The sequence below is a fragment of the Mycobacterium sp. genome, assembly GCF_035623875.1.
In the GTDB taxonomy this organism is placed as follows: domain Bacteria; phylum Actinomycetota; class Actinomycetes; order Mycobacteriales; family Mycobacteriaceae; genus Mycobacterium.
The window spans coordinates 15560-36816 of record NZ_DASPSP010000091.1 but is presented as its reverse complement, the minus strand read 5'-3'; the positions used below and the strand labels follow the sequence as shown (position 1 = coordinate 36816).

General features: G+C 66.3%; 20 protein-coding genes and 1 pseudogene. 11 read left to right on the top strand and 10 right to left on the bottom strand.

The genetic code is table 11. The features are described from left to right. From VEI45_RS07485 to VEI45_RS07465, 5 genes and pseudogenes are all read left to right on the top strand, one after another. Window positions 1-660, top strand: a pseudogene (locus tag VEI45_RS07485) (3-beta-hydroxysteroid dehydrogenase); the annotation flags it as partial. Window positions 661-787: 127 nt separating this feature from the next. Then, window positions 788-1888, top strand: a complete 1101-nt coding sequence (locus VEI45_RS07480; RefSeq protein ID WP_324851732.1) for an NAD(P)-dependent oxidoreductase — start codon at window positions 788-790, stop codon at window positions 1886-1888. Beyond that, entirely contained in the window at window positions 1885-2640 is a 756-nt protein-coding gene (locus VEI45_RS07475) for an SDR family NAD(P)-dependent oxidoreductase (protein ID WP_324851730.1), read from the top strand. The genes VEI45_RS07480 and VEI45_RS07475 overlap by 4 nt, the downstream gene beginning before the upstream one ends. Then, window positions 2637-3473 (top strand): SDR family oxidoreductase, encoded by an 837-nt coding sequence (locus tag VEI45_RS07470; protein WP_324851728.1) that lies wholly within the window; start codon window positions 2637-2639, stop codon window positions 3471-3473. Before VEI45_RS07475 ends, VEI45_RS07470 begins: the two co-directional genes overlap by 4 nt. After that, window positions 3470-4633, top strand: coding sequence for an AI-2E family transporter (locus VEI45_RS07465; RefSeq protein WP_324851726.1), 1164 nt, complete (start codon window positions 3470-3472; stop codon window positions 4631-4633). Before VEI45_RS07470 ends, VEI45_RS07465 begins: the two co-directional genes overlap by 4 nt. Here VEI45_RS07465 and VEI45_RS07460 read toward each other — a convergent pair. Together VEI45_RS07460 and VEI45_RS07455 are read right to left on the bottom strand one after the other, a co-directional pair. Beyond that, window positions 4608-5423 carry a dienelactone hydrolase family protein gene (locus VEI45_RS07460; protein WP_324851724.1) on the bottom strand — a complete coding sequence of 272 codons (816 nt, stop codon included), beginning with the start codon at window positions 5421-5423 and terminating at the stop codon, window positions 4608-4610. The two genes, VEI45_RS07465 and VEI45_RS07460, sit on opposite strands and share 26 nt — an antisense overlap. An 11-nt stretch (window positions 5424-5434) precedes the next feature. Beyond that, on the bottom strand, window positions 5435-6079 hold the full coding sequence (locus tag VEI45_RS07455) for a DUF4245 domain-containing protein (protein ID WP_324851722.1): 645 nt from the start codon (window positions 6077-6079) through the stop codon (window positions 5435-5437). Between the two features lie 53 nt (window positions 6080-6132). Here VEI45_RS07455 and glpX point away from each other — a divergent pair, with 53 nt between their 5' ends. Genes glpX through VEI45_RS07440 form a run of 3 tightly spaced genes read left to right on the top strand, consistent with a single transcriptional unit; the run spans window position 6133 to window position 9079 of the window. Then, window positions 6133-7161, top strand: a complete 1029-nt coding sequence (gene glpX / locus VEI45_RS07450; protein WP_324851720.1) for a class II fructose-bisphosphatase — start codon at window positions 6133-6135, stop codon at window positions 7159-7161. A 32-nt stretch (window positions 7162-7193) separates the two neighbouring features. Further along, window positions 7194-8609, top strand: a complete 1416-nt coding sequence (locus tag VEI45_RS07445) for a class II fumarate hydratase (protein ID WP_324851718.1) — start codon at window positions 7194-7196, stop codon at window positions 8607-8609. Window positions 8610-8614: 5 nt separating this feature from the next. Continuing rightward, window positions 8615-9079, top strand: a complete 465-nt coding sequence (locus VEI45_RS07440; RefSeq protein WP_324851716.1) for an ester cyclase — start codon at window positions 8615-8617, stop codon at window positions 9077-9079. Window positions 9080-9240: 161 nt separating this feature from the next. Here the strand turns inward: VEI45_RS07440 and VEI45_RS07435 are convergent, their stop codons facing one another. After that, window positions 9241-9885, bottom strand: a complete 645-nt coding sequence (locus VEI45_RS07435) for a TetR/AcrR family transcriptional regulator (RefSeq protein ID WP_324851714.1) — start codon at window positions 9883-9885, stop codon at window positions 9241-9243. Between the two features lie 57 nt (window positions 9886-9942). Between VEI45_RS07435 and VEI45_RS07430 the strand changes: the two genes are divergently transcribed. Then, entirely contained in the window at window positions 9943-10773 is an 831-nt protein-coding gene (locus VEI45_RS07430; RefSeq protein ID WP_324851712.1) for an alpha/beta hydrolase, read from the top strand. Between the two features lie 213 nt (window positions 10774-10986). Here the strand turns inward: VEI45_RS07430 and VEI45_RS07425 are convergent, their stop codons facing one another. From VEI45_RS07425 to VEI45_RS07405, 5 genes are all read right to left on the bottom strand, one after another. Then, window positions 10987-11790 (bottom strand): polysaccharide deacetylase family protein, encoded by an 804-nt coding sequence (locus VEI45_RS07425; RefSeq protein ID WP_414687423.1) that lies wholly within the window; start codon window positions 11788-11790, stop codon window positions 10987-10989. Between the two features lie 91 nt (window positions 11791-11881). Beyond that, window positions 11882-13180: a PhoH family protein gene (locus VEI45_RS07420; protein ID WP_324851737.1), complete on the bottom strand. Its 1299-nt coding sequence runs from the start codon at window positions 13178-13180 to the stop codon at window positions 11882-11884. 360 nt (window positions 13181-13540) lie between these two features. Continuing rightward, complete coding sequence (locus VEI45_RS07415) at window positions 13541-14371, bottom strand: acyl-ACP desaturase (RefSeq protein WP_324851707.1); 831 nt, start codon at window positions 14369-14371, stop codon at window positions 13541-13543. A 75-nt stretch (window positions 14372-14446) separates the two neighbouring features. Continuing rightward, complete coding sequence (locus VEI45_RS07410) at window positions 14447-15928, bottom strand: glycine hydroxymethyltransferase (protein WP_324851705.1); 1482 nt, start codon at window positions 15926-15928, stop codon at window positions 14447-14449. Window positions 15929-15938: 10 nt separating this feature from the next. After that, entirely contained in the window at window positions 15939-17162 is a 1224-nt protein-coding gene (locus VEI45_RS07405) for a DUF885 domain-containing protein (RefSeq protein WP_414687420.1), read from the bottom strand. Window positions 17163-17228: 66 nt separating this feature from the next. On the opposite strand from VEI45_RS07405, the gene coaA reads away from it, so the two are divergent. Both coaA and VEI45_RS07395 read left to right on the top strand, forming a co-directional pair. Beyond that, window positions 17229-18167, top strand: a complete 939-nt coding sequence (gene coaA / locus VEI45_RS07400) for a type I pantothenate kinase (protein ID WP_324851703.1) — start codon at window positions 17229-17231, stop codon at window positions 18165-18167. A gap of 188 nt (window positions 18168-18355) precedes the next feature. Further along, the gene (locus tag VEI45_RS07395; RefSeq protein ID WP_324851701.1) at window positions 18356-19231 is read left to right on the top strand and encodes an NHL repeat-containing protein; all 876 of its coding nucleotides are present in this window, start codon (window positions 18356-18358) and stop codon (window positions 19229-19231) included. 76 nt (window positions 19232-19307) lie between these two features. Here VEI45_RS07395 and VEI45_RS07390 read toward each other — a convergent pair whose 3' ends face one another. Then, entirely contained in the window at window positions 19308-19727 is a 420-nt protein-coding gene (locus VEI45_RS07390; RefSeq protein ID WP_324851699.1) for a hypothetical protein, read from the bottom strand. A gap of 159 nt (window positions 19728-19886) precedes the next feature. Further along, window positions 19887-21248: a hypothetical protein gene (locus tag VEI45_RS07385; protein ID WP_324851698.1), complete on the bottom strand. Its 1362-nt coding sequence runs from the start codon at window positions 21246-21248 to the stop codon at window positions 19887-19889. Window positions 21249-21257: the final 9 nt, after the last annotated feature.

The following is a 21257-nucleotide window of genomic DNA, read 5'->3' as shown; positions in this document are numbered from 1 at the left end:
TATACCGAGACGAAAGTGGTCGCCGAGCGATTTGTTCTGTCGCAGAACGGAATTGACGGGCTGCTGACGTGTGCGGTACGCCCAAGCGGAATCTGGGGGTGTGGCGACCAGACGATGTTCCGCAAGGTGTTCAAAAGTGTGCAGGCCGGCCACGTCAAGATCCTGGTCGGCCGTAAGGTCGCACGCCTGGATAACTCTTACGTGCACAACCTGATTCACGGCTTCATCCTGGCCGCGGAGCACCTGGTGCCGGGCGGCACCGCGCCCGGACAGGCGTACTTCATCAACGATGCCGAACCGGTGAACATGTTCGAGTTCGCCCGACCGGTGGTGGCGGCGTGCGGACATCGCCTGCCCCGGCTGCGGATATCCGGCGTCGCGGTCCGCACGGCCATGTCGGGCTGGCAGCGACTGCACTTCCGGTTCGGGCTGCCCAAACCCCCGCTGGAACCACTGGCCGTCGAGCGGCTGTATTTGGACAACTACTTCTCGGTGGCCAAGGCCACCTGCGACCTCGGCTATCGGCCGTTGTTCACCACCGAGCAGGCGATGGCCGAATGCCTGTCCTACTACACCGAGCTGTTCGACCAGATGAAAGCCGCCGCGCCGCCGCGTAGTCGGCGCCAGTTGAGCCCTCCGCAGACGGCCAAGGCGGGCTGAGGTGACCCAGTAACCCTCGCCTCGGCGCCCCCCTCGCTCGCCGCCGAAGTCCGACTGCGAACATATTCCGAGTCGGCACGTTGCGAAATACACTTTTCGCGAGCCACGAGAGGAGGAGCGGCGCCCTATGTCCGAGACTGTGCTGGTCACCGGGGCTTTCGGCTTGGTCGGGTCCGCGACGGTGCGACAGCTGCGCGCCGACGGCCGCCGTGTCGTTGCCACCGACCTTGACATACCGACCAACCGCAAGAGGGCAGCCGGCCTGCTGCCGGCCAGCGACGTCCGGTGGGCCGACCTCACCGATCCGGACGCGGTCACCACGCTGCTGCGCGACGTCTCCCCCGCGGCGATCATCCACCTCGCCGCGATCATCCCGCCGGTGTGCTATGCGCGGCCGGCGCTGGCCCGCCGCGTCAACGTCGAAGCGACCGGACTTTTGATCAACGCCGCGAAAACGCTTCCGGCGCCGCCACGATTCGTTCAGGCCTCGAGCGTCGCGGCCTACGGCGCCCGTAACCCACACCACATCACCGACGTGCTCACCGCGGACACCCCGCTGCGGCCATCCGACATCTACGGCGCCCACAAGGTGGAAGCCGAGCAACTGGTGCGCGGCTCCGGGCTGGACTGGGTGGTGCTGCGGCTGGGCGGCGTGCTCACCTCAGAGCCGCGGTTCGACATCGACCTGGACACCATCTACTTCGAGGCGTCGCTGCCGGTGGACGGCCGCATCCAGACCGTCGACGTGCGCGACGTGGCCCGCGCGTTCGTCGCCGCCACCACCGCCCCGGTGGTCGGTGAGACGTTGCTGATCGGCGGCGACGACTCGCATCGCCACGTCCAAGGCGATATCGCCCCGGCCAGCGCCGCCGCGATGGGCTTGGTCGGTGGAGTGCCTGCCGGGCGCAAGGGCAACCCGGATAGCGACGCCGACTGGTTCGCCACCGACTGGATGGACACCGCGCGTTCGGTGGAAGCACTAAAATTCCAACGGATTTCGTGGCCGCAAATGCTTGCCGAGACTGCCGATCGGATGGGTTGGCGGCGCTATCCGGCACGGCTGGCCGCTCCGCTGGCCCATGCGCTGCTCGGACGTCGCTCGCCGTACTACCGCTACCCGGGCCGCTACGCCGACCCGTGGCGCGTGATCGCTGCCAAGTGGAATGACCCTCGACCCGATTCGGGGCACCCCCAGTCGCGCAGCGACGAGGGGGAGGAGCCAGCATGACTAATCGCACGGCTGTCGTCGTCGGCGGCGCCTCTGGCATCGGCCGAGCGGTGGCCCATGCGCTGGCCGCAGAGAGCTACCGAGTGACCGTCGCCGACCGCAACACCGACGGCGCACGTGCCGTCGCCGCCGAACTCGGCGACCCGCACACTGCCGCGACGGTCGAGGTCACCGACGAGGACTCGGTGCGTGCCCTGTTCGAGCAGGCAGGCGCGCTCGACGTGGTCGTCAACACTGCCGGTTTCAGCGGCGTTGGGCTGATCACCGAGTTGCCGGTGGAAGAATTCCGCTCCGTCGTCGACGTCTGCCTCACCGGTGCTTTCCTGGTGATCAAACACGCCGCGCCGCGGCTGCGCCACGGTGGGGCGCTGGTGTCGATCAGTTCGCTCAACGCGCGCCAGCCCGCCGCCGCGATGAGCGCCTACTGCGCGGCCAAGGCCGGGCTGTCGATGCTGACCGAAGTCGCGGCGCTCGAACTCGCGCCGCACGGTATCCGGGTCAACGCCGTCGCCCCCGGATTCGTGCACACTCCGCTCACCGAGCCGGCCACCCAGATTCCCGGTGTTGTCGACGAATACCTGGAGAACACACCGCTGGGCCGGGCCGGCACCCCCGAGGACATCGCCGACGCCGTGGTGTTCCTGTGCAAGGCGCCATGGCTGACCGGTGAGGTGCTCGACCTCAACGGCGGCGCACACATGAAGCGCTATCCCGACATCTTGAGCCACGTGATGAAGCTGGCCGCGCAATGAATTTCACCGGCAAGCAGGCAATCGTCACCGGCGCGGGCTCGGGCATCGGCGCGGCGCTGTGCCGAGCCCTGGTCACCGCGGGCGCCGACGTCGTCTGCACCGATGTCGACGGCGCCGCAGCGGCCCGCACCGCCGAGAGCCTGCACGGTCCCGGCACCGCCACCTCGGCCGTCCTCGACGTCACCGACGCGGCTGCGGTGGCGGGCGCCGTCGACGACGTCGTCGCCCGCACCGGACGCCTGGACCTGATGTTCAACAACGCCGGAATCGCTTGGGGCGGCGACACCGAACTGCTCACGCTGGACCAGTGGAACGCCATCATCGACGTCAACATCCGCGGCGTCGTGCACGGGGTGGCGGCCGCCTACCCGGTGATGCTGCGGCAGGGCCACGGCTACATCGTCAACACCGCGTCAATGGCCGGGCTGACCGCGGCCGGCCAGATCACCAGCTACGTGATGACCAAGCACGCGGTGGTGGGGCTGTCGCTGGCGCTGCGCTCGGAGGCCGTCTCCCGCGGGGTGGGCGTGCTCGCCGTCTGCCCGGCGGCCGTCGAGACCCCGATCCTGGACAAAGGCGCCGTCGGCGGCTTCGTCGGCCGCGACTATTACCTGCGCGGCCAGGGCGTGAAGACCGCCTACGACCCCGACCGGCTGGCCCGCGACACCTTGAAGGCGATCGACCGCAACAAGGCGCTGCTGGTCGTGCCGAAGCGGGCGCACGCGTCGTGGGTGTTCGCCCGGCTGGCACCCGGCCTGCTACAGCGTTTGTCGATCCGATTCATCGCCGATCAGCGGGCGCGGCAGGCCGCAAGATCACCGGCGCAAAGATGAACACCGAATTCACGCTCACCCAGAAACGCGCTCTCGCGGTCGTGACGCTGATCAGCCTGCTGTTCGCTGCCTATTTCCTGCGCGGCTACTTCGTCCTCATCGTGGTGGCCGCCGTCGGAGCGTATTTGTTTACACCGCTTTTCAATTGGTTCGGTCGTCGGCTGAATACCGGCCTGGCGGCCACCTGCACGCTGCTGTCGGCGCTGGCTGGGGTGATCGTGCCGGTCGCCCTGTTGGTGTTGCTGGCGATCGTCCAGATTTCCCGCATGGTTGTCCAAGTCGCCGGCTGGGTGCAGAGAACCGGTCTCAGCGTGCTCGGCGACAAGAGTCTTCATGTCGTCAATCAGCTCTTGGCTCGGGTGCCGTTCCTGCACATGACGGTCACCTCAGAGTCGCTGCGAAAAGCGATGGTGACCGTCGGACAGAAGGCGGGTGAATGGGGCCTGCACTTCCTGCAAGGCACGGCCGGAAGTCTCTTCGGCACGGTCACCTCAGCCATCATCTTCTTGTACGTGTTTGTCGCGATGCTGACCAATCGCGACAGACTCCTCACCTTGATCCGCCAACTCAATCCGCTCGGCGAAGACGTCACCGATTTGTACCTGCGAAAGATGGGCTCCATGGTGCGCGGCACGGTGAGCGGCCATTTCGTCATCGCGCTCTGTCAAGGGGTTGCCGGGGCCGCGTCCGTTTACGTCGCCGGATTCCACCACGGATTCTTCATATTCGCGATTCTGCTGACCGCCCTGTCCATTATTCCGCTGGGCGGCGGCATCGTGACCATCCCGTTCGGCATCGGGATGATCTTCTACGGCAACGTCGCCGGTGGTATTTTCGTAATCCTTTGGCATCTGGTGGTTGTCACCAACCTTGGCAACTTTTTGCGCTCGGTCCTGGTGCCCAAAGACGCCCGCCTCAATCCCGCGCTCATGTTGCTTGCCGTGTTCGCGGGTATCGCCATGTTCGGCCCGTGGGGCATTGTCATCGGCCCGGTGTTGATGATCGTCATCGTCACCACCATCGACGTCTACCTGGCGGTTTACAAGGGCGTAGAGCTCGAAGAACACGTCGACCAGGACGACAAACCCGGTTGGCTGACGCGCTGGAGGAGCCGAAGCGCGGCCAAGACCCCGGCTAAGACGCAGTCAGCCGCTCAGTGAGGAACTCGACCACCCGCTTGCGTGCCTCGTAGGCCGGTTGGCCGTCGACTTCACGCACCTCATCGGTCAGCACCGAATGCGCCGTCCGGGAGAAGCCGTGCTCGTTGCCAGGGCCCGAGTTGATCTCGATCACCTCGAACGCGTCGCCGAGCCGCTCTTTGAGCGTGGCGAATCGTTCGCCCGGCGCCATCTTGTCCTCGCTGAACCGCAGGCCAATTGCGCACAGGCCCTCGCTGGCGGCGCGGTCCTTAAACGCGTTCAGCTCCACGTCGCTGAGTCCGGGATCGCGCCGGTGGCGCAGTGTCAGCGGTATCGGCGCCGACGGCTGGCTGAGCACCGGGGCAAGCACGCTGTCGTCGACTGCGGCCGCCAGCGCGAAGCCACCGGTGAAACACTGGCCGATCACCCCGACGCCCTTGCCCGGTGTGGATGCTTTGAGATCACGAGCCAGCGCGCGCAGGAAGACCGACACCGGCCGCTGCCTGTTGATCGCGAATGCTGCGAATTCCCTTGCCACACAGGCGCGCGCGATGGTGGGAAGCAGGTAGCCCACCGACACCGGCCGACCCGGCTCGCCGAACAGCGACGGTATTGCGACGGTGAACCCGTTGTCCACCAGGTGGTTACCCAGCCCCAACACACCGGGATGAATGCCCGGGAGTTCGGGGATCAGCACCACACCAGGTCCTTCGCCCCTGCGGTAGACGTCGTGGGTGTAGCCGCCACCGGTGAACGGTGCAGCCGTCCAGCCGGTGAGGTCAGCTTCCGGTGCGCCTTCGGGTGCGCTCATGGATATCCCTTCTACCGGTGCGCCGGTAACGGCGGTTGTGATTGGGTGGCCGCCGCCAGCGTACGAAACTGATCGACGCCTCCGGCACCCGTGATCGCGACCTGGGCCGGACCGGCCGGACTGTTCAGCCGGGTGGTCCACACCGGCTCGACACCGTCGTCACCTTGATAGACGATCCACCGGGTGCCGTCTACGTCGACGGGTCCGGTGGGGTACATCGTCGGGTGGATCGAGCCGACCAGCTTGGCCTCGTCGGCATTGCTCTGGGTCAGGCTGAGATACATGCCGGTGGGGCTGATGTATCCGACCGTGGAGGTGACCGCGCGCACCCGCTGACCGGTCGACGCGTCGATTCGACCGTCTCCGATGCCGCCGCGGCTTCCGGAGTTGGGCTGCCAGCCTGCGGGCAGCTGCGGCAGCCGGACCGGGAACGCAAAAGTCTGCGCGTCGGCGCGCAGCGCGCCGGCCGCGTCGTATGAGGGCACCGGTCCGCGGTTGGTCCCGCCAGGGGCAAACGTGCACATCCCGACCACGCCCGCCAAGACGATGCAGGCCAGCACCAGCGGCGCGATCGACCAGAACATATCCCGGCCGTCTTGCAGCAGCCGCGGCTTGGCCGGCTTGGCCGCCGGCTGCGGCTGTGGCTGCGGTGTCACACCACGAGTATCCCAGCTCCCGAGCGCCAACCTGCTTCTGGGACAATCAGCGCATGCCCGAGAGCCGCCGTGAAGCCCCGGACCGCAACCTTGCTCTGGAATTGGTGCGGGTCACCGAAGCCGGTGCCATGGCTGCCGGGCGCTGGGTGGGTCGCGGAGACAAGGAAGGCGGCGACGGGGCGGCCGTCGATGCGATCCGCCAACTGGTGAACTCGGTGTCGATGCGCGGCGTGGTCGTGATCGGCGAGGGTGAGAAAGACCACGCGCCGATGCTCTACAACGGCGAAGAGGTCGGCAACGGCGACGGCCCGGATTGCGACTTCGCCGTCGACCCGATTGACGGCACCACGCTGATGAGCAAGGGCATGCCCAACGCCATCTCGGTGCTGGCGGTGGCCGATCGGGGCTCAATGTTCGATCCGTCGGCGGTGTTCTACATGAACAAGATCGCCGTCGGGCCCGACGCCGCTCACGTGCTGGACATCACCGCGCCGATCGCCGACAACGTCCGCGCGGTCGCCAAGGTCAAGGGCTTGTCGGTGCCCGACATGACGGTGTGCATCCTGGACCGGCCGCGGCATGCGCAATTGATCGCGGACGTCCGCACCACCGGCGCACGAATCCGGTTGATCACCGACGGCGACGTGGCCGGCGCGATATCCGCGTGCCGGCCACATTCGGGCACCGACATGCTGGCCGGTATCGGCGGCACGCCGGAGGGCATAATCGCCGCGGCAGCGATCCGCTGCATGGGCGGGGAGATCCAGGCGCAGCTGGCACCCAAGGACGACGCCGAACGACAGAAAGCACTCGACGCCGGCTACGACCTCGACAAGGTGCTGAGCACCGAGGACCTGGTGTCCGGTGACAACGTCTTCTTCTGCGCGACCGGCGTCACCGACGGCGACCTGCTCAAGGGAGTCCGCTATCAGCCCGGCGGGTGCACCACCCAGTCGATCGTGATGCGCTCGAAGTCCGGCACTGTGCGGATGGTCGAGGCCTACCACCGGCTGTCCAAACTAAACGAATACTCCGCGATCGACTTCACCGGCGATTCCACCGCACAATATCCCCTGCCGTGACCACCGAGCCCGCAACGAGAAGGACCTCATCTATGGCTGCGCACGCCGCCGCGAACGACACCGAATACCGCATCGAACACGACACCATGGGCGAAGTCCGGGTACCGGCAAAAGCATTGTGGCGCGCCCAGACTCAGCGCGCGGTGGAGAACTTCCCAATCTCCGGACGAGGACTGGAGCGCACCCAGGTCCGGGCCTTGGGTCTGCTGAAAGGCGCCTGCGCGCAAGTGAACAAGGACCTCGGACTGCTGGCGCCGGAGAAGGCCGATGCGATCATCGCGGCCGCAGCTGAGATCGCCGATGGACGCCACGACGACCAGTTCCCCATCGACGTCTTCCAGACCGGTTCGGGCACCAGTTCCAACATGAACACCAACGAGGTGATCGCGTCGATCGCGGCTATCAACGGGGTGACCGTGCATCCCAACGACGACGTCAACATGTCGCAGTCGTCCAACGACACCTTTCCGACTGCCACCCACATCGCGGCCACCGAAGCCGCTGTGCGCCATCTCATCCCGGCGCTGCAGGTGCTGCACGACGCGCTGGCGGGTAAGGCCCGCGAGTGGCGCACGGTGGTGAAATCGGGTCGTACGCATCTGATGGATGCCGTCCCGGTCACACTCGGTCAGGAGTTTTCCGGATACGCCCGCCAAATCGAGGCCGGCATAGAAAGAGTGCGCACCACGCTGCCCCGGTTGGGTGAGCTGGCGATCGGTGGCACCGCGGTGGGCACTGGCCTCAACGCTCCCGATGGCTTCGGCGCCAAAGTGGTCGAGGTGCTGGTGAAAGAGACCGGGTTGACCGAATTACGCACGGCGGTCAATGCTTTCGAGGCCCAGGCGGCCCGCGACGGGCTGGTCGAGGCGTCCGGCGCGCTGCGTACCATCGCAGTGTCGTTGACCAAGATCGCCAACGACGTCCGCTGGATGGGGTCGGGCCCGCTGACCGGTCTGGCCGAGATCCAGTTGCCGGATCTGCAGCCGGGCAGCTCGATCATGCCGGGCAAGGTCAATCCTGTTCTGTGCGAGGCGGTTACCCAGGTCGCCGCTCAGGTAGTCGGCAACGACGCGGCGATCGCGTGGGGTGGCGCAAGCGGCGCTTTCGAGCTCAACGTCTACATCCCGATGATGGCGCGCAACCTGCTGGAGTCGTTCAAGCTGCTGACCAACGTGTCCAAGCTGTTCGCGGAGCGTTGCATCACCGGGCTCAGCGCCCATGTCGAGCACCTGCGCGAGCTGGCCGAGTCGTCGCCGTCGATCGTGACACCGCTGAATTCGGCGATCGGCTACGAGGAGGCCGCCGCAGTGGCCAAACAGGCGCTCAAGGAGCGCAAGACGATTCGCCAGACGGTGATCGATCGCGGGCTGATCGGCGACAAGCTGTCCGAAAAGGAACTCGACCGTCGCCTCGACGTGCTCGCGATGACCAAGGTGAACGAGGACTAGCTGACATGGTCAGCGACGAACTCCGGCAACGCCGCCTCGCGGTCATCGAAGAGCACATGAGCACCGAGGTGACCAAGGAATTCGACCGCACCCTGGCCACATTCAACGGGCACCCGCACTACGAGATCATGTCCACCGGCCAGGTTTTCGACGGTGACGACCAGGTCATGGGTTACTACCTGACCACCCGGACCGCATTCCCCGACCAACGGCACGAAAACGTTCGATACCACTTCAGCGACGACGCGGTGATTACCGAATTCGACCTGCTCGGAACCAATCTCGGTGAGTTCTACGGTTTGCCACCCACCGGCAAGGCGTTCCGGGTGCCAATCATCGCGGTGTTCTTCTTCGACGGCGATCGAATTACCAACGAGCGCATCTACTTCGACTCGGCCAGCCTGGTCAGCCAGATCGGTCGCGGTGAGTTGCTGGCAGCTGCCGCCGCGGGTGAGCTACCCGATCAGTGAGCGACTCGACGGAAGCGACTAGAGTACCGCTGGATTTCGTGACATCCGGTCGTGCGGAATCGGTTGCACGGCACGACTATTGCCTCCACGCGCAGACAGCATGATGCGAATATATCGGTGACTGCGGTTAAGGGCGAGTTTCGTCCCGGAACCGTTCTGCCTCACCGAGCGGAGCTGGCTGGCGGTTGGCGTTTGCCGGCTATCCCCACGAGTATCCGGTCGAGTGCCCGCATCGCGTCCTTACGCGTGTTGGTCGGATTTGCTGACCGACCGATGAGCATTGCAGCCTCGTTCAAGGCGCTCACGAGCATGTGAGCGAGCGTCTCGACTGGACCGGACTCGATAGCTCCCTCCTGGATCGCGCGCTGGATACCTAGCTTGACCAATCCCAGTCCGTGGCGGGTATCCAGATCGCGCAACTGAGCCCAGCCGAGTACTGACGGGGCATCCGTGAGCAGGATCTGCCGCACGTCGTGCTGTGCGGACTCGTCAAGGAAAGCACGGCATCCCGCAACCAGGCGTGGCCACGCGTCACGCTTTATCTGTGCGGCGGCCGTCACTCGTGCGGTGACGTCGGTCGCGACCTGTTCGCAGACGGCGCGGAACAGTTCGTCCTTGCCCGGAAAGTGGTGGTACAGCGCACCCCTGGTGACCTCGGCCTCTATGCAGACGTCCTGCATCGCGACGCCCGAATATCCCTTGCGGGCGAACATCTCCCGGGCCACGGCGACCAGCCTGGCCTTCGTTTGCTCGCCGTGCGCCGGCGTGGTGCGGTGCTGCGACCGCCGGCCTGGTTCGATTGTCATATCGAGGATGATGATATCGGTCTTGCGCTACCTACATACTGTACGTAGGGTGGTGCCATGGAAACGATGGAGCTGACGCATGAATCTCTGGCCTTCCCGGCGATCGCAGCCGGTCCAGCGGACGCTGACCTCGTGTTGCTGCTACACGGCTTCCCGCAGACGGCGCAAGCCTGGAACGGCCAGGTCGAGGCGCTGGGTGCCGCTGGGTGGCGAGCAGTGGCGCCAGACCTGCGCGGCTTCACCCCAGGTGCCCTGCCCGAGACGGTGGACCGATACACCCAGGAACGCGTCAGGGCCGATGTCCTTGCGATGGCCGGCCAGCTGGGAGCCGACAGGTTCCATCTGGTCGGTCACGATCTTGGCGGCATCGTCGCATGGGACCTGGGCTGCCGCTACCCGGACCGGATCCGCACTCTGGCTGTCGCCTCCACCCCGCACTTGGCGGCCTTCGCTGCTGCCCTTGAATCCCGCCAGCAGCCACTGCCCCCATTCGACCTGTTCCGCCAGCCCGGGATCGCCGAACGGCTGATGCTGGCCGACGACGCGGCAGCTCTGCGCGCCTCCTATAGCGGCCTCGATCCGGCAGCCATTGACCGCTACATCACTCACTTCAGCTCACCTGGATTACTGACCGGGGCGCTAAATCACTTCCGCGCCTTCAATTTCGCCGACTGGATGACGCTGCCGCCCGCCCCGATACCGACGTTGTTCGTCTGGGGCTCGGATGATCCGTTCCTTGGCCGATGCACCGCTCGCGCCACGCGCGAACACGTGGCCGGCACCTACACCGAGGTAGAACTCAACGGAGTCGGACACTGGGTACCCGAGCTTGCCCTCGGGCGACTTACCGATCTGTTAGTTCACCACCTGCAAACCTCGACCAGCTGATCCGCGAGCAAGTCGGCCGACAAGATGTAAACCGCCAGGACTCCCGTCACAACAACCCATGAACACCAAGCGCGATCAAAGTTCAACGACACCGGTATTGGTCGAGGATAATTTCCAACCCCCATGGGCGCTCGAAATATCGACGCCCGCAACGATTGCTATCAAGATGCCTATCCACGGCATCGAGAATTGGAGGCGCTCGCCCACGGCCGGCTAGCCGCCGTTATTCGCTCCGCCTGAGTTCTGGCCCGCGACATCGGTGATCGGGAAGTTGGGCATCGGCTGTGGCGACGGCGTGTTGGGCAACGACGGAATCTCCGCAGGCGGGATGTCATGCAGGTCATTGGCAGGCGGTCCGTTCTCGCGGCTGCCGTAGACGCTGCCCGGTGCTCTTTGGCCGAGCAGTTGGCTGACCGTCACCAGGTGATAGTTGTTGGCTTTCAGCACCGGGATGAACTGGTAGACCAGATCGACCGTGCTGGAGTAGGTGTCGTGCAGCAACACCACCGAGCCGGGTTTGACCTGGGTCATCAGCAGGTACCGGCTGGCCGCGGTGTTTGAGTCGTTGATCCAGTCGTAAGGGATGACGTCCCACAGGATTCCGGCCAGACCGACCTTCGCGGCCTGCTCGTTGACCGCGTCGTCGGTGAGCCCGCCGGGGGGCCGCCACAGCTTGGGCGTCACACCTGTGGCGGCCGCGATCGCGCTGTTGGCTCTGGACAACTGCCCGGGAACATCGGACGGCGGCAGCGTCGTCATGTTGGGGTGTTCCCAGGTGTGGTTGCCGATTTCCATTCCCGCGTCCACGACACGTTTGGCACCGCCCGGGTTGGCGGCCACCTTGTTGCCGATCTCGAAGAAGGTCGCCTTGGCATTGTTCGCGGTCAGAATGCCCAGCAGCCGATCGGTGTAGGGGGTGGGGCCGTCGTCGAACGTCAACGCCACGCATTTGACTTGTGCGCAGTCGACGACGTCGTTGGCCCGGGCAAACCTGACGTGCCCGGTGAACGCACCGATCGCCACGACGATGACGGCTGCCACCACACCGGCGACCGTGCGCCAGTATCGCCACGCAAGGGTGTCTGGTCGTCTCGGCACGGCCGGTAGCCTACGGCAGCGGGGCCCGGGTGATCTCCTCAAGCATTTCGGTTACCAACGCGGCGATCGGCGACCGCTCGCTCCGCAGCAGCGTGATGTGCGCGAAAAGCGGGTGTCCCTTGAGTTTCTCAACCACCGCCGCAACCCCGTCGTGCCGGCCCACCCGAAGGTTGTCACGCTGAGCGATGTCGTGGGTCAACACCACCCGCGATCCCGCGCCCAGCCGTGACAACACAGTGAGCAGCACATTGCGTTCCAGCGATTGCGCCTCATCGACGATGACGAACGAGTCGTGTAGCGAGCGACCACGGATATGGGTCAGCGGCAGCACCTCGAGCATTCCGCGGGAGAGCACCTCTTCGAGCACCGCCGGGCTGGCCAGACCGTCCAGGGTGTCGAAGACCGCCTGTGCCCACGGGCCCATTTTCTCGCTCTCGCTGCCGGGCAGGTAGCCCAGCTCCTGCCCGCCGACCGCGTAGAGCGGGCGGAACACCACCACCTTGCGTTGCGTGCGTCGCTCCAGCACGGCTTCCAGGCCAGCGCACAGCGCCAGCGCCGACTTGCCGGTGCCGGCCTTTCCGCCCAGCGACACGATGCCCACCGACTCGTCGAGCAACAGATCCAGAGCCACCCGCTGCTCGGCGGAGCGGCCACGCAGTCCGAACACCTCACGGTCGCCGCGGACCAGCTGGACCTGCTTGTGAGCGTTGACCCGGCCCAGTGCGTGCGAGCTGCCGGCGAGCAGCCGAATACCGGTGTGGCACGGCAGGTCTCGGGCCGCGGCCAAATCGACTTCGCTGTCGGCGAACAGCGCGTCGATGTCCTCGTGGGAGACTTCCATCTCCGTCATCCCGGTCCAGCCGGACGTGACGACGTCTTGCGCGTGGTACTCGTCGGCGAGCAGACCCACCGCACCCGCTTTGACGCGCAGCGGAATGTCCTTGCTCACCAGCGTGACTCGCTTGCCCTCCGCGGCGAGGTTGGCGGCACAGCACAGGATGCGCGAGTCGTTGGTGTCAGTGCGGAACCCGGCCGGCAGCACGTCCGGATCGCTGTGGTTGAGTTCGACGTGCAGCGTGCCGCCTTGTGTCCCAACGGGAATGGGCTGATCCAGCCGCCCGTGCTCGAGCCGGAGATCGTCGAACAAGCGCAACGCCTGGCGGGCGAACCAGCCGAGCTCATGGTGATGGCGTTTGGCTTCAAGCTCACTGATCACCACCAGCGGAACCACCACTTCATGTTCAGCGAAGCGGGAACAGGCCCACGGATCGGACAACAACACGGAGGTGTCGAGCACGTACGTCCGGATGGTGTCCTGTGGAACCGCCGGGGAATCAGTCACGAGCGCTCCTCGAGCTCATCGCCCGGTTCGCTGCGGCATGCGAATGGTGGCCCCACCGCCACCCATGCGCGCGGGGCGTCACAACCGGGCTGGATTTGATGACCCGGCTCCTCAGCTGCCCGTTGCACGGGCCGCGTCGTCGCCGGACGGAAGCCCGTGCGGCCCGCACGGACGATTCAGCGGGGGCCGCGGCGCCAGGACCGGGGCCGACGGTCCTGTCGAAGTCGAGACGAGTGGCGCCGCCCGGACAGCAGAGCATTTCGCTAGCCATCGAATGCGACGCTACTCCGGTCTTCGCATGCCCGCCGCGCAGGCGCGCCGACGTGGCTAGGCGCTGACGAACTGCCGCAGCGCAGGCTCGTCGGCGACTCCCCATGCGGTGATGCGGTCGGAGATCACTTGCCGCAGCTGATCCGGGCCGAAAATGCCTGCGTCGGCGACGCTTCGCACCTTGTCCTGGTAGGCGTCGATGTCGGCGCCGATGACCTGGAGGTCAGCGGCCCGGGCGGCGATCGCCGCGATCGTCTCGTCGCGGGTGTAGTCAAGGCAGTGCGCGACCAGGTTGGCGAAGAACTCCTCGTGGCGCTGTTCGTCGCGCGCGATGTGGGTAATGAGTCCGGCCAGCACTGGCTCTTCGATCTGGGCCGCCAGGTTGTTGGAGTACACGGCGTGGGCGCCCTCGAAGAAAGCCATGAACACCAGGGTTTCGACCTGCGAATAGTGGTCGGCGCGGTACCCCTTCAGTGACACGTGCTCGAAGCGGACCTGCTCGTTGGCGACCGGGTCGACCTCCCGGGTCACCACCAAGTACTCACGCAGCGCAACGGCGTGCAGGTGCTCTTCGGCGGTCCACCGGCCGATCCACTGGCCCCACATCTCTTCGAGAATGAAGTGCTCGACGAGCTCGCGGTGATAACCGGCCACGTTGTCTTTGCTGACGAGCAGAATCTCGCATGCGTCGGTGATGACTTTGGGCAGCGTCACCTGCGACGGGTCCCAATCCCGCCCGCCGAGCAGGGCGAAGTTCTCGCCCTGCTCGAACGGCACGAAGTCGTGCGCGAACCACAAGTTCTCGGTACCGAGGTGGCGGTCGAGGTTCTCGCCCACGACCGGCTCGAGTTCAAGGATCAGCGCATTAGCGACAGGTTTCTGTGCCATGGGGTAACTGTAACCCGCGTACACACATTTCGTGAAATCTGTCGGCTCGCCGGTGCGTCCAGCTGACGGATCCCCCTAAAGCGTCAGCCCCGGGTAGAGCGGGTTAGCCGTCAGCAGCTCGGCGGCAGCGGTGTGCACCCGCTCAATGGTGCCGTCGGCCAGGGTGTACTTGGCCTTGGAGGGCCCCGCGGACCCCGAACCGGGTTGAGTGTTGGTCAGCACGTCGACCACCAACTCGGCGACCCGGTCGAAGTCGGCGGCGCCGAAGCCGCGGGTGGTCAGTGCCGGGGTGCCGAACCGGATGCCACTGGTGTACCAGGCACCGTTTGGGTCCGCGGGGATGGAGTTGCGGTTGGTGACGACGCCAGAATCCAGCAACGCCGATTCAGCCTGCCGGCCGGTCAGCCCAAACGACGTCACGTCGAGCAGCACGAGGTGGTTGTCGGTGCCGCCGGTGACCAGCCGCGCCCCGCGCCGCAGGAACCCGTCGGCCAGCGCCTTGGCGTTGTCGGCAACCCGCTGAGCGTAGACCCCGAACGCGGGCTGGCGCGCCTCGGCCAGCGCGACCGCCTTGGCGGCCATGACGTGTGCCAGCGGCCCGCCCAGCACCATCGGGCAGCCCTTATCGACCGCGCCGGCGTACTCCGGCTGGGCCAGAATCAGCCCGCCGCGCGGCCCGCGCAGCGACTTGTGCGTGGTGGTGGTAGTGACGTGGGCGTGCGGCACCGGGTCCTCGTCGCCGGTGAGGACCTTCCCGGCAACCAGACCCGCAAAGTGCGCCATGTCCACCATCAGGGTGGCGCCGACCCCGTCGGCGATCTCGCGCATTTTGGCGAAGTTGATCCGTCGCGGGTAGGCGGAGTACCCGGCGACCAGGATGAGCGGCTTGAATTCGCGCGCCGCCGCGGCGACCGCGTCGTAGTCCAGCAGTCCGGTTTCAGGGTCGGTGCCGTAGCTGCGTTGGTGGAACATCTTGCCGGAGACGTTGGGCCGGAAGCCGTGGGTGAGGTGACCGCCGGCATCCAGCGACATGCCCAGCAGCCGCTGGCCGCCAAGTTTGGCGCGGAGCTGTTCCCAGTCCGCCTCGGACAGGTCGTTGACGTGTTTGGCCCCAGCCTCGGCGAGGCCGGGCGTCTCGATCCGGGTGGCCAGGATGGCCCAGTAGGCAACGAGGTTGGCGTCGATGCCGGAATGCGGTTGGGCGTATGCGTACGGGGCGCCGAACAGCTCACGGGCGTGCTCGGTGGCCACACTCTCGACGGTGTCGACGTTCTGACAGCCAGCGTAGAAGCGGTGGCCGATAGTGCCCTCGGCGTATTTGTCCGACAACCAGCTGCCCATGGTAAGCAGCACTGCGGGCGAGGCATAGTTTTCGCTGGCAATGAGCTTGAGCGAATCGCGTTGGTCAGCAAGTTCTTTGCGTGTCGCAGCGGCGATGCGCGGTTCGACGGACTCGATGACCTGTAATGCTGCGCGGTAGGCGCTGCTGGCGGTATCGGCGTATTCAGCGCCTAGGGCTGCGGTGGAGGCGGTGGTCGCGGTCAGGTCGGCTGCCATGCCAGCGAGACTAGTCGGCTCGGAGTGCTGACGGGATCAGCGGCTCGTCAAGCAACCGGCCGAACCGCTCGACGAGGCTCACACCGGCAGGCCGGTCGTCGAGCCAGCGTCGCAGCAACCGGTAACCCTCGACGTAGGTGCTGGTGTAGGCGCGCCACAGCGGCGAGGACAGAAACCGAAGCATCTGGCGGGCGCGATCGTCGCCGACCAGCAGCCAGCGTCGCAGGAAGTCCGCCACTTCCTCGGCATCGCGGTGTTCGTCGTGCAGCATCAGCGCCGCGTCCTGACGCACCTCGGCCAACGCCGCGGACGCCTCGGAAACCGCCTCGGCGCGCTCGCCGTCGAACCGCAGTCCCAGGTCGGCGTAGATGTCGGCCGCCCAGCGCCCCCAACCGGGACCGATCGCGGCGTAGAGCGCCAGGTCGGCCAGGCCCTCGGCCATCAGGCACTGCGGGGTGTTCACCAAAAAGATGGTCTGCTCGGCCTGACCCTTGCGTCGGACCAGTCCGGCTTCTTTGCGGCAGTGCTCGGTGTGGTGTCCCGGATAAGACTCGTGGGCCACCAGCCGCGGCAGGTTGGACATCAGCTGTTTGAGGTCGGCATTTACGGCCACCGTCGAGCGGTAATCGCCGAGGTAGTAATTGAATCCCGACCAGGGCTTGTCGGTGACCACCTGATACTCGACCGTTTCTAAATCTGGCAGCAGGAACTCGGCGCGCACCCGGTCGCGCAGCGCGCTGGAGAACGCGTCGATGCATTCGGCCAACCGCTCCGGCGGGATCTCTTCGGCGGCGCGGTAGGCGATCATCCGGTCGGCCAGCGGCCCGTCGCCGCCCAGCACTTCGTCGAGCCGGGCATGCGCCTGCCGGTAGGTCTCCACGTCGCCCTTGGCGATGCGAACGTCGAAGTAGTCGTGCACCTCGTCGACGAAGCCGACGTCTTCGCCGGCGAACTTGCGCCCGGCACAGGCCAACGCGCGCAGATGGGCGCCGATATAGTCGGCGCGGGCTTCGTCGAATCCGTTCCGACGCGGCAGATCTGACAACGCTGCGAGCAGCCGCTGCGCCTGGCGGACCAGGTCGGCTGGGTCGGGGGCGCGCTCGGCCGACACCGTTTGACTTAAGCGGGGATCGCCGGTGAACGCGTCGACGTAACCGGACTCGATCCGGTCGAAGCGCAAACCGAGCAGCAGGTACTCGCGGACCAGCGCGGCGGGTTGCTGACTCAGCTCCACGCGCATCAACGCTATCGGGTCGCCCCAGCCGCTCACAGTGCGGCCGAGGCTGCAAGACTGACAGTCATGCCGCGGCTGAGCGAGCCGAGCCCCTATGTGGAGTTCGACCGGAGTCAGTGGCGCGCGCTGCGCATGTCCACGCCGCAGCCGCTGACCGAAGAAGAAGTCGTCGGCTTGCGCGGCCTCGGCGAGCAGATCGACCTGCTCGAGGTCGAGGAGGTCTACCTGCCGCTGGCCCGGCTTTTGCACCTGCAGGTCGCCGCCCGGCAGGGGTTGTTCGCCGCCACCGCCGAATTCCTCGGCGAACCCCAGCAGAACCCCGACCGGCCGGTGCCGTTCATCATCGGGGTGGCCGGCAGCGTGGCGGTCGGTAAGTCGACGACGGCCCGCGTGCTGCAGGCGCTGCTGGCCCGCTGGGATCACCACCCGCGGGTGGACCTGGTGACCACCGACGGGTTCCTCTACCCGAACGCCGAGCTGAACCGACGAAACCTCATGCACCGCAAGGGCTTTCCGGAAAGCTATGACCGACGGGCATTGATGCGATTCGTTACCTCGGTGAAGTCGGGCTCGGACTACGCGTGCGCCCCGGTGTACTCGCATCTGCACTACGACCGGGTGCCGGGCGCCAAGCAGGTGGTCCGCCACCCCGACATCCTGATCCTCGAGGGACTCAACGTGCTGCAAACCGGGCCCACCCTGATGGTGTCGGACCTGTTCGACTTCTCGCTGTATGTGGACGCGCGGATCGAGGACATCGAGCAGTGGTACGTTTCGCGATTTTTGGCGATGCGCTCGACCGCGTTCGCCAACCCGGCCTCGCACTTCCACCACTACGCGGGCCTGACCGATCAGAAAGCCGTCGTCGCCGCCCGCGACATCTGGCGTTCGATCAACCGGCCGAACCTCATCGAGAACATCTTGCCCACCCGACCGAGGGCGACCCTGGTGCTGCGCAAAGACGCCGATCATTCCATCAACCGGCTCCGGCTGCGCAAGCTCTAGCTCTACAGCGCCTGTGCCGCAATGATTCTGATAGGCGAGTCCTCGCGCGGCTAGTATGCCGGTGATGGTATTCCCGACCCCAAGGGGGTGTAGTGGACGAGTGGGCAAGCAGTGACCACGCGGCCGGTTGGCAAGTTGTCCATCGGCCACATCCCATACCTGCGCCGCCGCGCCGGCACAACCGTACGGTGATCACGATCGCCGTCATCGGCGCGGTGATCGCCGTCATCGCGGGAATCCTCGCACTCATCAGATCACCGAACTCCCCGCTGTCCGCGCTGCTCTACTCCAAGCAAACCGTGTTGCCGTTCAACGGCCTCAAAGATCCGACCAGCGTGGCGGTGGATGCCCAGGGCGACGTCTACGTCACCGACGCCGGCAACCGCCGGGTGCTGAAGCTGGCATCGGGGTCTGACAGCCAGACCGAACTGCCGTTCACCGGCCTGCAAAACCTGACCGGTGTGGCGGTCGACGGCAAGGGCAGCGTCTACGTCAGCTACTTCACCGACGGCTACCCCGGTGTGGGCAAGGTGGTCAAGCTGGCGGCCGGGTCGACCGATCAAACAACACTGCCGTTCACCAACCTCGCAGACCCGCGGGCAGTGGCAGTGGATGCGGGCGGCAATGTCTATGTCGCCGACCGGCATATACAACAAGTGGTGAAACTTCCAGCGGGGTCTAGCAGCCAGACCGTGCTGCCGTTCACCGGGCTCGAGTTCCCGCAAGGTGTGGCGGTCGACGCGGCAGGCGATGTCTACGTCACCGACACCCAAACCAATGACAACCGGGTGGTGGAGCTGGCTGCCGGATCCACTGACCCGACCGTGCTGCCGTTCACCGGCCTGAACCAGCCTTACGGCGTGGCAGTCGGCCACACCGGCAGCGTCTTTGTCACCGATTCGAACAGCAGACAGGTGCTGAAGCTGCCCGGAGGGTCTGGCCCCCAGACGGCGCTGCCGTTCAACGGCCTCAATTCCCCGGAGGGTGTGGCGGTGGATGCGGAAGGCAACGTCTACGTCGCCGACGCTATGCGCGCGCAGGTGGTGAAATTGCCGCGGACATAGCCCGGCGCGAAGAAGCCGATGCGGAGGCGCGCACCGTAACCTCTGACGGCGGCGCCCCGCACCGGCGGGATGGGAGTCACGCCGGAAGTCGGCGCACTCCGAGGTATTGCAGGTAGCCGATCAGCGCTGTGTAGACACCGCTGGCCAGTGTCGCAGCGATCCCTGTCGCGGTCAGCGGCAATGCATCCGCGGCCACCACAACGACCGCCCCCACGGTGAAGACGATGTTGGCGATGACGACGCCGATCCCGGCGCGGCGCAGGTCTGGTGCAGCGGCGAGGCCGAACACCAAAAGCCCACAGAGCACGAAGAACGCACCGATGCCGTATTCCGCGATCGAGCTCAGCCCGGTGCGCGACGAGATCGGATCGGCGGCCGCGGCGATCAGCAGGCCGGCGAAGCCCGTCAGCGTCGCGTCGAGCCGCATGAAAAATCGCAACAGGGAGTCGGTCGAGTCGGCGAACGGTCGGGTGGGCAGTGGAGTAACAGCGGTCATTTCGGAACTCCTTGCGATATCGGGTCGAACACCTCTGAGCGTGCCGTTCTGGGACTGCCAGATCGACGCGTGGCACTGCCAAGCACTGCCATATGCGGGTCAACTGAGTGATCTAGGCCACGTATTCCCTGCCTAGCGCGACTAAGTCAGGATTCTCGGCTAACTGGAGACGGCCACCCGGCCGCGCAGATCGGCGGCGATGAGCTTGGCCGCGGCGTTCTGCCAGTTGTGCAGCGAGCGCTGCGGCACCTCGGTGACGAACCACTGCCAGGCCTGCCGGGCGGTGGCGTCCAGGCCGGCGGCGGTGGCGTTCTGCGCGTATGCGCGCACACCTACGACATAGGGGAAATACAGCGAGTTGTAGTAGCGCCACTGTTCGGTGGTGCCGAAGTCGCCGCCGTCGCGTGGCTTGAGCCGCGCGATGCGGTCCGCGAGCAGCGCCTTGAGCTCGATCGCCCGCTCCAGCGGCTGGTCGGGCGCCCCGCGCGCGGCCAGCCGCTCGTCGATGGCCGGCAACCCGGTCAGTGGGCTGGCGACCAGCTTGGACAGGTCGCCGTAGTGGCCCAGCGCCCGGCGGGTGAGCCGGGCGAAGGTGTCATCGTCGAAGTCGTCGAGCGGATCGGCCGACCGCAGCGGCAGCGCGGATTGCGTGCGCCGCAACGTCTCCCGGTCCGCACGCAGCATCGGGGATCGCGAGAACACCAGCCGGTCCAGCAGCCCGGCCAACGGGTCGGCCAGTACCTGCACGGAGGTTGCGATCGCCAAGCTGGTGAACAGCAGCACCGTCAGCGCGGTCTGTGCGGTCGTCTGCTGCGGGGTCAACGCGATGCCGATCAGCATCTGGCCGCCGAGCAGCACCGCCACCGCGCCGGTGCCGGTGAATGAGCGCAGCATGTCGGCGCGCAGCGCCTGGCCCTCGTCGAACGCGTCCCACAGCGCCACCGCCACACCCAGCGCCAGCACGTCGCACCCGGTCGACGCCAACGCCAGCCAGCTGGGCACCACGCCCAGCGGAATAATCAGGATGGCGTTGCTGAGCGCGAAGAACAACGTCGCGATCACAACCAGCCCGACCACCGGGATCGGCTGCGACGGACGTCTCAGGGCGGCGACCAGCGCGCCCAGCGTGGACGCCGAGATCACCGCGAACATCACCAGGTGGCCCAGCCGCAGCGGCCCGTTCACGCTGCCCGCCAGCGTCGCGCCGACCAACGTCAGCGCAGCGACGACACCGACCAGCAACACCTCACCGGTGCGTGCCCGCCCGCCGTCGCAGGGCCGGGCCAGCTCGACAAGCACCGCGAACCAGGCCACGCCGGGAACTGCGACCAGGTAGATCTCGACGTGGCCGAGCAGCACGGACTGGGTGACGAGCCGTATCGCATCCAGCGCGACCGCCGTGGCAAAGCTGCACAGTCCCACCGCCGCCAATGCGAGCACGGGCTTGCGCGGACCCCGGGCCAATAGATACAGCCCCAGCCACCAACTCAGCGAAAACACCAACGCCGACAGCGCAGCCATGCTCCCAGT

What these genes read in the sequence shown, in the direction of transcription:
- VEI45_RS07480 (WP_324851732.1), top strand. Translation starts at nt 788, where the DNA reads ATGTCCGAGACTGTGCTGGTCACCGGGGCTTTCGGCTTGGTCGGGTCC.
- VEI45_RS07475 (WP_324851730.1), top strand. Translation starts at nt 1,885, where the DNA reads ATGACTAATCGCACGGCTGTCGTCGTCGGCGGCGCCTCTGGCATCGGC.
- VEI45_RS07470 (WP_324851728.1), top strand. Translation starts at nt 2,637, where the DNA reads ATGAATTTCACCGGCAAGCAGGCAATCGTCACCGGCGCGGGCTCGGGC.
- VEI45_RS07465 (WP_324851726.1), top strand. Translation starts at nt 3,470, where the DNA reads ATGAACACCGAATTCACGCTCACCCAGAAACGCGCTCTCGCGGTCGTG.
- VEI45_RS07460 (WP_324851724.1), bottom strand. Translation starts at nt 5,423, where the DNA reads ATGAGCGCACCCGAAGGCGCACCGGAAGCTGACCTCACCGGCTGGACG.
- glpX (WP_324851720.1), top strand. Translation starts at nt 6,133, where the DNA reads ATGCCCGAGAGCCGCCGTGAAGCCCCGGACCGCAACCTTGCTCTGGAA.
- VEI45_RS07445 (WP_324851718.1), top strand. Translation starts at nt 7,194, where the DNA reads ATGGCTGCGCACGCCGCCGCGAACGACACCGAATACCGCATCGAACAC.
- VEI45_RS07440 (WP_324851716.1), top strand. Translation starts at nt 8,615, where the DNA reads ATGGTCAGCGACGAACTCCGGCAACGCCGCCTCGCGGTCATCGAAGAG.
- VEI45_RS07435 (WP_324851714.1), bottom strand. Translation starts at nt 9,885, where the DNA reads ATGACAATCGAACCAGGCCGGCGGTCGCAGCACCGCACCACGCCGGCG.
- VEI45_RS07430 (WP_324851712.1), top strand. Translation starts at nt 9,943, where the DNA reads ATGGAAACGATGGAGCTGACGCATGAATCTCTGGCCTTCCCGGCGATC.
- VEI45_RS07415 (WP_324851707.1), bottom strand. Translation starts at nt 14,371, where the DNA reads ATGGCACAGAAACCTGTCGCTAATGCGCTGATCCTTGAACTCGAGCCG.
- VEI45_RS07410 (WP_324851705.1), bottom strand. Translation starts at nt 15,928, where the DNA reads ATGGCAGCCGACCTGACCGCGACCACCGCCTCCACCGCAGCCCTAGGC.
- coaA (WP_324851703.1), top strand. Translation starts at nt 17,229, where the DNA reads ATGCCGCGGCTGAGCGAGCCGAGCCCCTATGTGGAGTTCGACCGGAGT.
- VEI45_RS07390 (WP_324851699.1), bottom strand. Translation starts at nt 19,727, where the DNA reads ATGACCGCTGTTACTCCACTGCCCACCCGACCGTTCGCCGACTCGACC.
- VEI45_RS07385 (WP_324851698.1), bottom strand. Translation starts at nt 21,248, where the DNA reads ATGGCTGCGCTGTCGGCGTTGGTGTTTTCGCTGAGTTGGTGGCTGGGG.